The organism is Pseudochrobactrum sp. B5, from assembly GCF_001939785.1.
In the GTDB taxonomy this organism is placed as follows: domain Bacteria; phylum Pseudomonadota; class Alphaproteobacteria; order Rhizobiales; family Rhizobiaceae; genus Pseudochrobactrum; species Pseudochrobactrum saccharolyticum.
In genome coordinates, this window is the sequence record NZ_MOYL01000005.1 from 24,909 (window position 1) to 40,394 (window position 15,486).

11 protein-coding genes and 1 pseudogene are annotated in these 15,486 nt (G+C 51.3%); 10 read left to right on the forward strand and 2 right to left on the reverse strand.

Going from position 1 to position 15,486, the window contains the following annotated elements; genetic code table 11:
- Positions 1-680 precede the first annotated feature (680 nt).
- The 8 genes from BKD14_RS14375 (at position 681) to BKD14_RS14410 (ending at position 9,766) form a co-directional block, all read left to right on the forward strand.
- On the forward strand, positions 681-2,504 hold the full coding sequence (locus BKD14_RS14375) for a M3 family oligoendopeptidase (RefSeq protein WP_075657144.1): 1,824 nt from the start codon (positions 681-683) through the stop codon (positions 2,502-2,504).
- 22 nt (positions 2,505-2,526) lie between these two features.
- The gene (locus tag BKD14_RS14380) at positions 2,527-3,702 is read left to right on the forward strand and encodes an aminodeoxychorismate synthase component I (protein ID WP_075657145.1); all 1,176 of its coding nucleotides are present in this window, start codon (positions 2,527-2,529) and stop codon (positions 3,700-3,702) included.
- 3 nt (positions 3,703-3,705) lie between these two features.
- Positions 3,706-4,347, forward strand: a complete 642-nt coding sequence (locus BKD14_RS14385; RefSeq protein ID WP_075656968.1) for an aminotransferase class IV family protein — start codon at positions 3,706-3,708, stop codon at positions 4,345-4,347.
- Positions 4,348-4,559: 212 nt separating this feature from the next.
- Complete coding sequence (omp10, locus tag BKD14_RS14390) at positions 4,560-4,940, forward strand: outer membrane lipoprotein Omp10 (RefSeq protein ID WP_075656969.1); 381 nt, start codon at positions 4,560-4,562, stop codon at positions 4,938-4,940.
- 248 nt (positions 4,941-5,188) lie between these two features.
- Entirely contained in the window at positions 5,189-6,952 is a 1,764-nt protein-coding gene (locus BKD14_RS14395) for a 5'-nucleotidase C-terminal domain-containing protein (RefSeq protein ID WP_075656970.1), read from the forward strand.
- Between the two features lie 184 nt (positions 6,953-7,136).
- The gene (hemH, locus tag BKD14_RS14400) at positions 7,137-8,168 is read left to right on the forward strand and encodes a ferrochelatase (protein ID WP_075657146.1); all 1,032 of its coding nucleotides are present in this window, start codon (positions 7,137-7,139) and stop codon (positions 8,166-8,168) included.
- 54 nt (positions 8,169-8,222) lie between these two features.
- Positions 8,223-9,311, forward strand: a complete 1,089-nt coding sequence (locus BKD14_RS14405) for an SPFH domain-containing protein (RefSeq protein ID WP_083647170.1) — start codon at positions 8,223-8,225, stop codon at positions 9,309-9,311.
- Entirely contained in the window at positions 9,308-9,766 is a 459-nt protein-coding gene (locus BKD14_RS14410; RefSeq protein ID WP_083647171.1) for an NfeD family protein, read from the forward strand. The genes BKD14_RS14405 and BKD14_RS14410 overlap by 4 nt, the downstream gene beginning before the upstream one ends.
- Positions 9,767-9,815: 49 nt before the next feature.
- Here the strand turns inward: BKD14_RS14410 and BKD14_RS14415 are convergent, their stop codons facing one another.
- On the reverse strand, positions 9,816-10,790 hold the full coding sequence (locus BKD14_RS14415) for a KpsF/GutQ family sugar-phosphate isomerase (RefSeq protein WP_075656972.1): 975 nt from the start codon (positions 10,788-10,790) through the stop codon (positions 9,816-9,818).
- Positions 10,791-11,087: 297 nt separating this feature from the next.
- On the opposite strand from BKD14_RS14415, the gene BKD14_RS14420 reads away from it, so the two are divergent.
- Positions 11,088-12,614, forward strand: a complete 1,527-nt coding sequence (locus tag BKD14_RS14420; protein WP_139316438.1) for an outer membrane beta-barrel protein — start codon at positions 11,088-11,090, stop codon at positions 12,612-12,614.
- A gap of 53 nt (positions 12,615-12,667) precedes the next feature.
- On the opposite strand, the gene galU is transcribed toward BKD14_RS14420, so the two are convergent.
- A complete protein-coding gene (gene galU / locus BKD14_RS14425) occupies positions 12,668-13,561 on the reverse strand; it encodes a UTP--glucose-1-phosphate uridylyltransferase GalU (RefSeq protein WP_022709701.1) in 894 nt (297 codons plus the stop codon).
- A gap of 671 nt (positions 13,562-14,232) precedes the next feature.
- On the opposite strand from galU, the pseudogene BKD14_RS14430 reads away from it, so the two are divergent.
- Positions 14,233-15,387, forward strand: a pseudogene (locus tag BKD14_RS14430) (lytic murein transglycosylase); the annotation flags it as partial.
- Positions 15,388-15,486 lie beyond the last annotated feature (99 nt).

Below are 15,486 nucleotides of genomic sequence, written 5' to 3' on the forward strand. Positions count from 1 at the left end.
CGTTTACAGTCACGCTATTCAGATGAATATCGGATTTAATGGTTAATAGACACTTATTGAACAGACAATGAGTTTTCAGCATGACAAAAAAAACGCATTCGGGAAGGACTTTCCATCATGGTAAAGAGTTTATGAACAGATTTTACAGCCTGAGGAAGCATGATTTTATCTATACACGCGCTCAGCGGTGCAAACAGTACTCTGTGGCATATATGCACCATCTGATTGAAAATATTTAATTTTCAGAACAAATACGGTGATATTTCACGATTTCCGACACCTGAAAAACAAAGAACACCAATCAGAAAATTCATATAATATTTCAGCAGTATAATAGGCCTTAAGCACATAAAATTTATCGGATTTTACTCACATTGTTTCGTCAATGTAACGCAATGTGATGGGATAAAGAGCCTCATTTCGGGAACCAAATCGGTTTTGGCTCTGCTTTTGAGTCGAAAAAACACAAAATTGCACCAGCGCCACCTGATCCGGCATGCTGATTTCACCCTTTTATATCTTAACAGCGCCTGTCAGCACCCGACTTTGATCCCGCAATTTCAATACTGCTGAAACGCATGAAATCTGCACAGGAACATCCTATATAGACTGCAGCATTAAAAAGAATCGTATGAGGTTGAACCGCAATGAATTTACGCAACCATGCAGAATTTCTCCGTATGCCTGCCGATGCCCCGCAGGCACAGGTTTCCGCAGCTTCCGAGCTGAGCAATCTGCCATGCTGGAACCTCACCGATCTTTACCCTGCACCGGACAGTGCGGAACTGACCCGCGACCTGCAGCTTTCAGCAGAGCGATCAATTGCTTTTGAGAATAAATGGAAAGGCAAGCTCGAAGCTGAAGCCTCCAAGCCTCAGGGCGGTAATTTTGCCAATGCGATTAAAGAATTCGAACAGCTTCAGGAACTGATGGGACGCATCTATTCCTATGCCGGTCTGCTCTATGCGGATGACACATCCAGCGCCGCCAACGCCAAACTCTATGGCGATGTGCAGCAGAAACTCACCGATGCAGGCAGCCATCTGATCTTCTTCTCGCTGGAACTCAACCGTATTGATGATGCCCTGCTCGACAAGGCTATCGCTGAAAATCCTGCTATCGGCCATTATAAGCCATGGCTGATCGACTTGCGTAAAGACAAGCCTTACCAGCTGGATGACCAGATTGAGACATTGTTCCATGACATCTCTGTCACCGGTTTTGTTGCCTGGAACCGTCTGTTTGACGAAACCATGAGCGGTTTGCGCTTTACCATCGACGGTCAAGAACTGCCGATTGAACCGGTGCTCACCATGTTGCAGGATGCTGATGGTGCAACCCGTAAAAAAGCCTCGGATGCATTGTCCAAAACCTTTGGTGAAAATCTGCGCCTCTTCACGCTCATCACCAATACATTGGCTAAGGATAAAGAAATCTCCGACCGCTGGCGCGGTTTTGAAGATATTGCCGACAGCCGTCACCTTGCCAACCGCGTTGAGCGTGAAGTTGTCGATGCACTGGCCAGCGCTGTGAATGATGCCTATCCGCGTATTTCCCATCGCTATTATGCGCTGAAAGCCAAATGGCTCGGCCTTGAACAACTCGATAACTGGGATCGCAATGCGCCACTGCCGGAAACCCCGCAGGTAACTATCGGCTGGGATGAGGCAAAAGCAACTGTGCTGGATGCCTATGCAGGTTTCGCACCGGAAATGGCCGATATTGCCCGCGACTTCTTTGACAAGAACTGGATTGATGCGCCGACCCGCGCAGGCAAGGCACCGGGTGCTTTTGCCCACCCGACTGTGCCTTCCGCACATCCTTATGTATTGCTCAATTATCTGGGCAAGCCGCGCGATGTTATGACCCTTGCCCATGAACTCGGCCATGGTGTGCATCAGGTTCTTGCTGCCAAACAGGGTGCGCTGATGGCTTCAACCCCGCTGACACTGGCAGAAACCGCCTCCGTCTTCGGTGAAATGCTGACCTTCCAGTCCCTGCTTGCTAAAGCAAAGGACAAGCGCGAGCGCAAAGCAATGCTGGCGCAGAAGACCGAGGATATGATCAATACGGTTGTGCGCCAGATCGCCTTCTACCAGTTTGAACGCAAAGTTCACACTGAGCGCAAAAACGGTGAACTGACAGCCGAACAGATCGGCGAAATCTGGATGGAAGTGCAGCGTTCAAGTTTAGGTCCGGCAATCCGCCTCAATCCGGGCTATGAAAGCTTCTGGACTTATATTCCGCATTTCATCCACTCGCCGTTCTATGTCTATGCCTATGCTTTCGGCGATTGCCTCGTGAATTCGCTCTATGCGGTTTACCAAAACAATCCTGAAGGTTTTCAGGACAAATATTTCGATATGCTGAAGGCTGGCGGTACCCGCCATCATAAAGAACTGCTGGCACCATTCGGTCTGGATGCTTCTGATCCGGCCTTCTGGCAGCAGGGCCTGTCAGTGATTGAAGGCATGATCGACGAACTGGAAGCGATGGAAGACTGATCGCATTATGGTTGAGCGAGCAATGCCTGCATCTTCTGAGCCTTTCATTCTGTTTCGTGACGATGTTGAACAGCAATCCATGCTGTTCAACAGGCCGGAACAACTGATTATTATTGAACAGGCTTCCGATTTTGAGGCAGGCTTTGCCGCGCTTGAAGCAGCGCACCGTCAGGGCAAATGGCTTGCAGGTTATTTCAGCTATGAGGCGGGTTTTCTGCTGGAGCCCAAACTGGCTCCCCTGCTGCCGGAGGAACGCCATGTTCCGCTGATTTGCTTTGGTGTCTTTAGTGAACCTCCGGCGGATATCCCTGCCGGAAACCGGAACAGTAGCACCAATGCGCATCTTTCTGATTTTCATGCCCATTGGTCGGAAACAGACTATCAGCAGCGTTTCGAACGCCTGCATCGTCATTTGCGTGAAGGTGATTGCTATCAGGGCAATCTGACATTTCCGATTTCAGCACGCTATCACGGTGAGCCTGAGGCGCTGTTTGCCGATCTCAGCAACCGCCAGCCTGTGCGTTACAGCGCATATGTCAATCTGACTGCGCAAGACAAGGCACCGCTTATTCTGTCGCGCTCACCGGAACTGTTTTTTCAGGTCGATAAAGACGACTGGATAGAAACCCACCCGATGAAGGGCACCACGCCGCGCGGGACAACACCACAAGAAGATGATGCCTTGCGCGATTTTCTCATCCATGACGAAAAAAGTCAGGCCGAAAATCGCATGATCGTGGATTTGCTGCGCAATGATATTTCGCTGATCAGCGAAGTCGGCAGTCTTTCTGTGCCTAAACTCTTCCATGTCGAGCGCTATCCAACTGTGCACCAGATGGTTAGTCATGTGCGGGCGAAGCTGTTGCCCGATCTTACTTTGCGGCAGATCTTTGCAGCTTTATTTCCGTGCGGCTCGGTGACCGGCGCACCGAAAATCAGCGCCATGACGATTTTGCACAAGCTTGAACAACAGGCGCGCGATATTTATTGCGGCTCCATCGGCTGGATCGCACCATCCGGTGAAATGCGTTTCAATGTCGCCATTCGCACCCTGTCGCTCTATCCTGACGGAGAAGTAGTCCTCAATGTCGGCGGCGGTGTCGTCTATGATTCAACGGCAGAAGCGGAATATGCCGAGTGCCTGCTGAAAGCCCGCTATGCGACCGGTGAGAACACAGTCTCCGGCACCCGAGAGTGAAACATGCAAGACCTGAATTTTGGCCTGATCGAAACATTGCGCTTTGAGCCTGCCAATGGTTTTCTGCGTCTTGAACAGCACTTACAGCGTCTGCAACAATCTGCGACGCAACTCGGTTTTGTTTTTGATGAAGGTGCTATCCGTGCACAATTGCAAGCTCACGCAAACAGCCCTCATGCCTTACGTGTCCGTCTTTGCCTGACGGCAGACGGTACAGCAGACATCATTACCGCAATCTTTCAGCCTTTGCCGCCGCAAATGATCTGGACACTGGCAAATGCCGAAACCCGCCTGAACAGCGCCGATGAGCTGCTGCGCCACAAAACAACACGCCGCACGGCCTATGAAGCCGCGCGGGCGGAATTTACACCTGCACAGGCTGATGAAATTCTGCTTTGTAATGAAAAAGGCGAGCTTTGCGAAGGCACGATAACTTCGCTCTTTGCGGATATGGGGGATGGTATATTGCTGACCCCGCCGCTGGAATGCGGGTTGCTGAATGGCGTCTTGCGGCAGGAACTGCTGCAACAAGGCAAAGCCAGAGCCGCCGTTCTCACGCTTCAGCACTTGCAAAAAGCGCACCGGATTTTTGTCGGCAATTCTCTGCGCGGCATGATACGAGCGCAATTAGCCGATGCATTCTGATATCAGCAGCTCTTTAAATTACACCATTATAAAATATAATGTTTTTGCTGTCTGAGACCAACAAAACCGCTCCACACACAAAGATGTGAGGTAAAAAAGCAACAGATACAAGGCTCTTCATGGTTAAGGAACCTATAAAGCTCTTGTATTTGCCCGCATTTACATACATCAAATTATTATAAAATTTTGCAGAATCCCGGGAGAGCTCGCTTATGAAAACATTCCGCACGGCCGCATCCCTTTGTCTGGCTGCCACACTCGCTGCCTGTACCACATACGGACCAGTCAATGGCGGCGGCGGCAACACCATGCCGACCCGTCCGGCTAATGCCGGTATTGATGGTGGCTGGGTTGATGCCAATGGCATTACATCGAATTTCAACGGCGGCGTTTTTGAAACCCGCACAACTGACACCAATGAAAAGCTGGCAGAAGGTAATTACCGTTACCTGTCACCGCGTCTGGTGGAAATTGACATGCGTTCGATCGTACGCGGCACCACATCCAAAGTGAATTGTGCACAGGTTACTCCGTCGCAGCTCAATTGCACCACATCAACCGGTTCGCAATTCTCGCTGACACGTAAAGCCTGAAATTAGACAAGAAAATATACAAACGCCCGCGGCTCTGCTGCGGGCGTTTTGCTATTCCTAGAGTATGTCGCAGCTAAATTGTCTCATTTAGCGTCCGCGAACATACGACAATTAAGTGAATCTAGAGCGAACGCTATGAATTCAATTAAACGCGACACGCTCTAGCTCTCTCCGAACTTGGGAGATGCAAACAGCATTCGTCATATTACTATGCTATTCTGCCCCGACAAATGTCTACGGAGAGAGCTATGTCCGGACTGTTCAAGATTCTGTTTTGCAGCGCCAGCCTCGTGAGCCTGTCACTGCCTGCCTATGCCGATTACACGCTGACAATTCTGCACACCAATGACACGCATTCCCGCATTGAAGAGGTCAATAAATATGACGCGACCTGCTCGGCTAAGGAAAGCGCAGAGCAGCAATGTTTCGGCGGTATGGCGCGGCTGAAAGCGGCTATAGATGCAGAGCGCGCCAAGGGCGGCAATATGCTGGTGCTGGATGCCGGAGATCAGTTTCAGGGTTCATTGTTTTTCACCACCTATAAAGGCACGGACAATGCCGAATTCATGAATGCCATCGGCTATGATGCGATGGCACTCGGCAATCATGAATTTGATCTTGGGCAGGAAGGGCTGGCGCCCTTTTTGGATAAAATCAAACTGCCGGTTCTGTCTGCCAATATTGAAACCGCTGCCGGTTCACCGATCCACGGCAAATTCGCACGCTATCTTGTCAAAACAATTGGCAATGAAAAGATCGGCATTGTCGGCCTGACCACACCGGACACAGTGGAAATTGCACGTCCGGGCAAGGACATCCGTTTTCTTGATGCCAAGGAAACATTGCAGCGCATGATTGCAGACCTGAAGGCAGAAGGCGTGAACAAGATCATCGCCCTCACCCATCTGGGTTATGATGCGGATCAGCAATTGGCAGCAGAACTGGATGATGTGGATGCAATTGTCGGCGGACACAGTCATACATTACTTGGCGATAATGCCTTACGCGCTTCCGGCCCCTATCCTACTCTCGTCAAAAACCCGTCCGGCAAGATGGTGCCGGTCGTCACGGCCTATGCCTATACGCAATATCTGGGCAGGCTGGTGCTGAATTTTGACGATGCGGGCAATCTCACATCAGCCTCCGGTGCACCGCTCCGGCTGGATGCCTCCATCAAGCCGGACGCAGAACTGGCCAGCCGCATTGCGGAAATGGCCAAGCCGATTGAAGAGCTGAAAAACCGCCGTGTCGCCGAGACAACCAAGCTGATTGATGGCTCCGCTGTCAGCTGCCGCACGCAGCAATGTCCTATGGGCGATCTGGTCACCACTGCCATGCTCGATCGTGTCCGCGATCAGGGTATCACTGCCGCGCTGATAAATGGCGGTGCATTGCGCGCTTCGATCAAGGCCGGTGACATCACTATGGGCGATGTACTGGTGGTGCTGCCGTTTCAGAATACGGTTGCAACATTTCAGATGAAAGGCAGCGATCTGCGATCAGCATTGGAGAATGGTGTCAGCCAGATTGAAAAGGGCAGCGGCCGCTATCCGCAGGTTGCAGGCATAAAATTCACACTGGATATGGCTAAACCTGCCGGACAGCGCATTACCGCTGTCGAAATGCAGGATGCGGAAAGCAACTGGCAGCCGCTTGATGATAATAAGCTCTATGGCATTGCCGCAACCGATTATCTGCGCACAGGTGGTGACGGCTATGACATGATCGCCCAAAAAGCTGAAAAAGCCTATGATTACGGCCCTTCACTCGATCAGGTTGTTGCTGAATATTTGCAGGAACATTCACCCTATTCAGATGCTGCACAGCCCGCAGCAAAAATGCCGGTCTCTGAGGCTTATAAAATCAAACAAGGCGACAGTTACTGGTCGATTGCAGAGAAGCTCTATGGCAATGGCACAGAATGGAAACGCCTGTTCCGTCAGAACCCGACTTACAAGCCACGGAAACTGCCGGTTGGCGCTGTTTTGAAAACCGGAGCACCTTCCCAATAAAAAACCACTTTAAATTTGAGTTTTCTCATCATGTTATGGTTATGTTCTGGTCATGCCGGACATAATACTGTTATGATAGGCAAATTTTGTTCGGCAGCTTTCGCGCACGCAGATACAGATTGTATTTGTTCGAGTGAAAGCACCGCCCCCTCAGGATAGAGACACAGACATGCATGATAATGTGATGAGCCAATCCGCGACTTCCCAGCCGGTTTCAGCAAAACCTGTTCTTGAAAAAACAGGCGTAATGCTGATCAATCTGGGAACACCTGATGGTACTGATTACACATCCATGCGCCGCTATCTGCGCGAGTTTCTGATGGATTCGCGTGTTATCGAATGGCCCAAGGCGATCTGGTATCCGATCCTGTTCGGTATTGTGCTCAATACACGCCCGAAAAAGTCCGGTGCCGCCTATGACCGCATCTGGAACCGTGAGCGCAATGAATCACCTTTGCGTACCTTCACGCGTTCCCAGAGCGATCAGCTCAGCGCCCGCCTCTCCGATCTCGGCAATGTGGTTGTGGACTGGGCAATGCGTTATGGCCAGCCATCGATTGAAGATGTGCTGACACGCCTGCGCGAACAGGGTTGCACCCGTATTGTCGCCTTCCCGCTCTATCCGCAATATTCTTCTTCCACCACCGGCAGTGTAATTGAAAAACTCAATGACGCACTGAACAAGCTGCGTTTTATGCCTGCCGTGCGTACAGTGCCGTCATACCAGCATGAGCCGGTCTATATTGATGCGCTGGCACGCTCGATTGAAGACCATATTGCCAAGCTGGATTTTGATCCGCAGGTCGTGGTTGCCTCCTATCACGGCATTCCGCAGAGCTATGCACGCCGCGGCGATCCTTATCCGCAGCAATGCCTTGAAACCACGCGCCTACTGCGCGAGCGCCTTGGCTGGGATGAAACCAAGCTGATCAGCACGTTCCAGTCGCGCTTTGGCCCTGAGGAATGGCTCCAGCCTTATACGGATAAAACCATCGAGGAAATGCCGAAACAGGGCATCAAATCCGTTGCCGTATTCAATCCGGGTTTCGTGGCCGACTGCCTTGAAACTGTTGATGAAATCGGCAATGAAGCGGCAGAATCCTTCCATGAGAATGGCGGCGAAAATTTCAGCCATATTCCGTGCCTCAATGACACAGAACTCGGTATGCGCGTGATTGAAGACCTCGTACGCCGTGAATTGCAGGGCTGGGTCTGAGACTTTTATAAAATAAGACCATCATCATTTCCGGCATTTTAAAAAGGAAACAGAATGGAATTCGGTGCCAATATCGCCCTGCTGATTTTAGCTGCAGTGGTTATTTTCACGCTTTATGCCGGTATTAAAATTGTGCCTCAGGGTTCCAATTTTACTGTCGAGCGTTTCGGCCGTTACACCCGCACTTTGTCGCCGGGTCTGAATATGATCGTCCCGTTTTTTGATCGTATCGGCGCGCGTCTCAATATGATGGAACAGGTACTGGACGTACCGACACAGGAAGTCATTACCCGTGATAATGCGACCACATCGGTTGATGCTGTCGCCTTCTTTCAGGTGCTGAATGCGGCACAGGCTGCCTATCAGGTTTCCGATCTGCAATATGCAATCCTCAACCTGACCATGACCAATATCCGTACCGTCATGGGTTCGATGGATCTGGACGAATTGCTCTCCAACCGCGACACCATCAATGATCGTCTGCTGCGCGTACTGGATCAGGCGGCGCATCCATGGGGCATCAAGATCACCCGTGTTGAGATCAAAGATATCAATCCGCCGAAAGATCTGATTGATTCCATGGCGCGCCAGATGAAAGCCGAGCGTGACAAGCGTGCACAGGTTCTGGAAGCAGAAGGTGACCGCAATGCGCAGATTCTGCGCGCTGAAGGTTTGAAACAGTCGCAAATTCTTGAAGCGGAAGGTAAGCGCGAGGCTGCCTATCGTGAAGCGGAAGCCCGTGAGCGTCTAGCAGAAGCGGAAGCCAAAGCGACAACCATGGTGTCCGAAGCGATTGCGCAGGGTGATGTGCAGGCGCTGAATTACTTCGTTGCACAGAAATATACCGATGCGCTTTCCGAAATGGCCTCTGCCAAAAATCACAAGGTCATTATGATGCCGCTGGAAGCCTCGTCGCTGATCGGCACATTGGGCGGTATTGGTGCGATTGCCAAAGAAGTCTTCGGCAATAATTCGGATTCCGGTGCGAATACTACTACCACCCAAGGCGCACAGGCCGCTCGTAAAGCACCTGCCAAACCGGCTGCCCGCAGTGAAGGTACAACCCGCAGCGGCTCTGCTGATTATGTCTCGGTTCCGAACCACATTATCGGCAATCGTGTACCGCCGACAGGATCACGCTGATGCCGGATATGCTCGCAGCATTGGGGATATGGAACTGGGTCGTCCTTGGCCTTGTTCTGCTGTTTCTGGAACTGGTGACACCGGGTGTCTTCCTGATCTGGATCGGTTTTGCTGCTCTGGTTACCAGCCTGATTGCGTTTACCGGCCTCGGCTTCATCGACAGCTGGCAAGCGCAACTGCTGCTCTTCATGGTTCTGTCCGTGATCTTTGTGCTGATCGGGCGCAAATATTTTAATCCTCGGGTGCAAAACAGCGATGAACCGCTGCTCAACCGCAGAGCCGATCAACTGATCGGCATGCGCACCACATTGGAAGAGCCGATTATCAACGGCCATGGCCGTGCACGTTTTGATGATACACTCTGGCGTGTGACCGGTCCTGATCTCCCCGCCGGTACAACAATTATCGTGCGGGAATATCACGACGGATTATTGCAAGTTGAAGCAGTGAAATAACAAAAAAGGCGGCTGATAAGCCGCCTTTTTATTATCCTGCAGAGAGCGTTTAAGCCACACCGGCACGCAGCAGATCGTGGAAATGCACCAGCCCGACAGGACGGTTATTCTCAGCCACAATCACCGCGCCGATACGCGCTTCATTCAAAAGTGCCAGTGTTGAACCGAGCAGCTGGTCAGGGCTGACAGTCTTCGGTGTACGGGTCATAATATCATCGACTTTCAGCGTCGCCATTGGCCGGTCGACATTGCGTGTCAGGTCGCCATCCGTGATGATACCGGCCAGTGTGCCGTCTTCATTCTCAACAATCACACAGCCGAAATGCTTATGCGAGTGAATGCGCATCGCTTCAGGCATTGGTGTGCCAATTTTGACCAACGGCAATTCCTCACCGCGATGCATAATATCTTTCACATGAGAAAGGCTGGCACCCAGTGAGCCACCCGGATGGAATACACGGAAATCGCTGGCGGTAAAGCCGCGTCTTTCCAGCAGAGCAAGTGCCAGTGCATCACCTACTGCCAGCTGCATCAAAGTCGAGGTGGTCGGTGCAACACCATGCGGACAAGCTTCAACTGCTTTCGGCAAGAGCAACAGCACATCGGATTCACGGCCGAGCGTGGAATGCTCACCGGAAGTCAGCGCGATCAGCGGTACTTTGAAACGGCGGGAATAGCTGACAATACCTTTCAGCTCCGCAGTCTCACCCGACCAGGACAGGGCAAGAATAACGTCATTGCTGTTAATCATGCCGAGATCGCCATGATTGGCTTCTGCCGCATGAACAAAAAACGCAGGGGTTCCGGTGGATGCAAAAGTTGCCGCCAGCTTGGAGCCGATATGGCCGCTTTTTCCGATACCGGTCACAACAACCCGTCCCTTCATAGCGGAGATAGCCTGAACTGCCTGTTCAAACGGCTCTGCAAGCCCGTTTTGCAGCGCATCTTCAAGAGCGGTCATACCGGCTTTTTCAACTGCGATTGTATTCAGGGCGGAGCGGATAGCTGGGCTGTGGCTGCTCAATGGACTTCTCTCACTTCATTCATCCGGTCAATAGTGCTTCTTCTATATAGAAACCGGAGCTGCATTCTGCAAAACGAATTATGAGGTAAAACTTTACACATTCCCTGTCCAGCCTCCCTGCTTACAGAAATACAGCACATATTTCCCTGCGATTAATAAAGCACAAGCTGAAAAGCTGAATAAAGCCAGCCCATTACAGCAAAAGAAACTTTGTATTAACCATGATCCTTTACCGTCCTGTAACAAGCCTGCTCCGTGCAGGCATTCTCAGTTGCGTGCACAACTCTTGGCAGGACAATGGAAAAAACAGCCAAACCGGCTCATTACGCCCCGCTTTCCCTGTACGGGCTGCGTCAGGCAGCTCTGCTGACGGGCGTTGTGCTGTTTTCATCCGTGCCCATATCCCAGGCTCAAACCGTGCCCTCCGGTGCTCAAAATGACGCAATTGCCGATGTTATTGCGCAGAGCGAAGGCACTGAAAATATAACTTATGATGCCAATGGCCGTATCGTTGCACAGCCTGTAATCAATCCTGCAGTTCCGGCTGCACGCCCTGCTGCCGACAGCGCTGTTCCTTTGAGCGAAGATATCAGCGGCTTGCGCACCGGCCTCGCAGATGCAGGCAGAGCCGTTCGCGAAGGACGGGAGAATATGCCGGAAGGCGCCCTTGAAGGCCGTCCGCGCGCGCCTTTTGAAGCGGATCCATTTGAACCGCAGGGCATTCGCGCCGGAAGTTTCATCTTACGTCCGTCGCTGGATCAGGGCATCCGCGCCACCAATAATGCCGATAACAGCGCAACCGGAACCAGCGGTGTCTTGTCCGAAACCGCATTGCGGCTGAATGCCCGTTCAGACTGGGCAAGCCATCTGGCCACTCTGGATGCATCCGGCATCTTCGAAAGAAATCTCTCCGGCCAGTATGTTTCCAATCCGCGCGGGCAGATTGATGCCGCATTACGGCTGGATATGAGTGATGAAACCCGTCTGAATTTCGGGCTTGGTTATTCTGTCAATCGTGAAGATGCGTCCGATCCGAACGGTATCAGCGCAGCACGAAGCCGCCCTCTGGTACAGAGCCTGAATGCGCAGGCCGGTATTGAGCGCGATATCGGCAAGATTTTTGCCAGTGCGATAGCACGGGTAAACAATACCCGTTACGGCAAAGCCAAATTATATAATGGCGACCAGCTGGATCAGAGCGACCGCAACAATACCTATGTCAGCATGACATTGCGCGGCGGTTTTGAGCTGAGCGCCGCCATCCGCCCGTTTGCGGAAGTTGAAGTGGGTCGCCGGCTTTACCAGAACGATAATGGTCTGGATCGCAATGCAACCCAGCTCGGGCTTCGTACCGGTTTGCAGATCAATACCGGTGAAAAACTGAACGGTGAGTTTTCTGTCGGTTATATAGGCGCACGCAGTGCAGATGACCGTCTGCAAGATACCGGCGGCCTGTCGGTGGATGCAGCGATGAACTGGTCACCGCAGCGCGGCACCGATGTCCGCTTTGGTCTGCGCACTTATCTCGACAGCAGCCCGGATATTGGCGGCAATTCATCCATTTTGTATCTCGCCAATATTGATGTCACCCGCATGATCCGCGCCGATCTCAGCGTGAATGCCCGCTTTGATGCTTCTATCCGTGATAATCGTGACGGCAGTGGTACCGATTATGGTATGGGCGCGGAAATCGGGGCGACTTATTGGTTCAACCGCTTCTTCGGTGTGGATGGCAAATTGCGCCATGAATTCATCAACAGCGATGTGGCCAGCCGTAAATATAGCAGTAACAGCGTCTATCTCGGCGTAAAACTGCGCCGCTGACATATTAATCCGCAACAAAAAAGCCGGTCAGTGACCGGCTTTTTTATTTAAACTTAAGAGAGTTTAATAGTTTTCAGCAGTTCATCAATGCTGACTTCGACCAGCGGGCGGATATCATGGCGCCACAGGGCAAAGGCCACATTGGCCTGAATGAAGCCCTCTTTGGAGCCGCAGTCAAAGGTACGACCCTGATAATTAAAGCCGTAGAAATCCTGATCTTTCGCCAGTTTCAGCATCGCATCAGTCAGCTGAATTTCGTTACCGGCACCCTTTTCCTGTTTGCTCAGCAGGTCGAAGATTTCCGGCTGCAGAATATAACGGCCGTTAATATAGAGATTTGACGGCGCGGTGCCTTTGGCTGGCTTTTCAACCATTTGGTTGATTTCAAAACCATTGCCGATTGCATTGCCTTTACCGACAATACCATATTTGTGCGCTTCTTCCGGATCGCATTCCTGCACAGCAATCACATTGCCGCCGGTCTGTTCGTAAAGCTCAACCATTTCCTTGAGGCAGCCTTTTTTCGACTGCATCACCATATCCGGCAGCAACAGTGCAAAAGGCTCGTCACCAACGATCTCGCGGGCACACCATACTGCATGGCCAAGGCCAAGCGGCACCTGCTGACGGGTGAAACTGGTCGTACCAGGCTGCGGTTGCAGGCTCTGCATATGGTTCAGCTCATTGAGCTTACCGCGTTCCTGCAGCGTTGTGTAAAGTTCAACCTGAGCATCAAAATAATCTTCGATCACCGCTTTATTGCGGCCGGTCACAAAAATCAGATGTTCGATACCCGCTTCGCGCGCTTCATCAACCACATATTGAATGACCGGCTTATCAACAACGGTCAGCATTTCTTTCGGAATTGATTTTGTGGCTGGTAAGAAACGTGTCCCCAGTCCGGCGACAGGAAAAACTGCTTTGCGGATTTTTTTAACTGAACTCATGTCACTTCCCGTTTTGTCCGGTTTCAACCTACATCAAACAAACCTAAGCCGCCGGTTATAATTTTTTCTATTATCAACCTGTACTCTAGTCTCTTGCTAAACCTGATCTATAAAAGCCATTACAGCCAAACTATGAAAAAAGCCTGCATTTTCTAAAAGTTACGGTCACATTTCATGTGCGATTATTAACGCAGTTGAGCGTCTCTCATGCCCGAACAGGAGTTTCTTCACGTCCGGTTCATCAATGATGCAGTAATTCAGACAAGCCGAAATTACGCATATGCAGATCATTCATTGTCTGATTATTATCTGCACTGTCTTAACAGTTTTTTGCCGGTTCTTAATTCCGGCACTGCATGGTAAACTAAATGCTAACTTCCGTGTGGCATAAACAATGAACCTAGACCATTTCCCGCAAAATTGTGAAGCGATTTTGCATCTGGATAATGCGGCTAAAACCATTACCCGAGCGTAGTGAGCACCGGCAAACTGAACGACGCTCTTGATTGATTGCATTTTCGTACCCGCAACAATGCCCATGTGCATTGTTAGAATGCGAAATGCTAAAGTTTATATTCAGGGAGAAAAGCATGCTTCGAACCCATATTTTCAAAAGCCGCTTCTGGAAGACCGTAGCAACAACAGCCTCTGCGGCTGCTTTGTCGCTTATTCTGACAACCGGCTATGCATCTGCCGATGCACAATTTCGCAAATGGGTTTCCGGTTTTCGCCCTGTAGCCCTTCAGAACGGGATTGCTCCGGCCACTTTTGACCGTGCTTTTGCCGGTGTGAATGCTATTGATCCGGAAGTGCTGCAAAAAGCGCGTTATCAGCCTGAATTCACCTCCCCTGTCTGGGAATATATCGACAACCGTGTCAACGAGCATTCTATCGGCACCGGTCAGGCCATGGCGCGCAAATGGGGCAAAGCCCTCAATGCGATTGAAAAACAATATGGCGTAGACAAAAATGTGCTTCTGGCTATCTGGTCGATGGAAACCGGCTATGGCGAGATGATGCAGCGCCCCGATGTGATGCGCGATGCGATCCGCTCGCTGGCCACACTGGCCTATGCCGACCAGCGCCGCGCCAAATATGCCCGCACGCAGCTGATTTCAGCGATGAAGATTCTCCAGACCGGTGATATTGACCGCGGACATCTGAGCGGATCATGGGCCGGTGCAATGGGGCACACCCAGTTTATCCCGACCAGCTATCAGGCCTATGCGGTAGATTTTGACGGTAACGGCAAACGCGACATCTGGAATTCCGTGCCGGATGCACTGGCAACAGCTGCCAATCTTCTGCGTAAAAACGGCTGGGAGCCGGGCCGCACATGGGGTTACGAAGTGGTTCTGCCTGCTTCGGGTAAGTTCCCGTCCGGCAGCCTGAGCATTGCTGAATGGCGCCGTCTGGGACTGATGCGCGCCAATGGCCGTCCGTTCCCGAGTGATGCTGAAAAAGCCACGCTGAAAGTCATGGATGGCCGCAGTGGCCCTGCCTTCCTGATGACCAAGAACTTCTTCGTTATCAAGCGCTATAATAATGCGGATAAATACGCTCTAGGCGTGGGTCTTCTAGCTGACCGCGTTGCCGGTTATCAAGGTTTGGTGCAGGACTGGAACCGTCCTTTCACACCAATCTCCATGAAAGAACGTGAAGAACTGCAAACGCATCTGCGTGCACTCGGCTATTATGACGGCAATATTGACGGCAAAATCGGCTCAAGTTCACGTAAGGCGATTGAGGCCTTCCAGCAGCGCAACGGACTGTCACCCGACGGCCATCCGAGCAAAGAAGTGCTCAGCGTTCTGCGTCGCCGCTAAATACGACTTATTGTCAGGCCGGTTGATCCGGCCTGATCCTTTATACTGCCGCATATATGCGTTTTAAACGGCAGATGCAGCAGAGGGCTTAAGGGTTGA

Excerpts from the sequence above, each read along its gene's own strand:
- BKD14_RS14375 (WP_075657144.1), top strand. The coding sequence starts at position 681 with ATGCCTGCCGATGCCCCGCAGGCACAGGTTTCCGCAGCTTCCGAGCTG.
- BKD14_RS14380 (WP_075657145.1), top strand. The coding sequence starts at position 2,527 with ATGCCTGCATCTTCTGAGCCTTTCATTCTGTTTCGTGACGATGTTGAA.
- BKD14_RS14385 (WP_075656968.1), top strand. The coding sequence starts at position 3,706 with ATGCAAGACCTGAATTTTGGCCTGATCGAAACATTGCGCTTTGAGCCT.
- omp10 (WP_075656969.1), top strand. The coding sequence starts at position 4,560 with ATGAAAACATTCCGCACGGCCGCATCCCTTTGTCTGGCTGCCACACTC.
- BKD14_RS14395 (WP_075656970.1), top strand. The coding sequence starts at position 5,189 with ATGTCCGGACTGTTCAAGATTCTGTTTTGCAGCGCCAGCCTCGTGAGC.
- hemH (WP_075657146.1), top strand. The coding sequence starts at position 7,137 with ATGAGCCAATCCGCGACTTCCCAGCCGGTTTCAGCAAAACCTGTTCTT.
- BKD14_RS14405 (WP_083647170.1), top strand. The coding sequence starts at position 8,223 with ATGGAATTCGGTGCCAATATCGCCCTGCTGATTTTAGCTGCAGTGGTT.
- BKD14_RS14420 (WP_139316438.1), top strand. The coding sequence starts at position 11,088 with ATGGAAAAAACAGCCAAACCGGCTCATTACGCCCCGCTTTCCCTGTAC.
- galU (WP_022709701.1), bottom strand. The coding sequence starts at position 13,561 with ATGAGTTCAGTTAAAAAAATCCGCAAAGCAGTTTTTCCTGTCGCCGGA.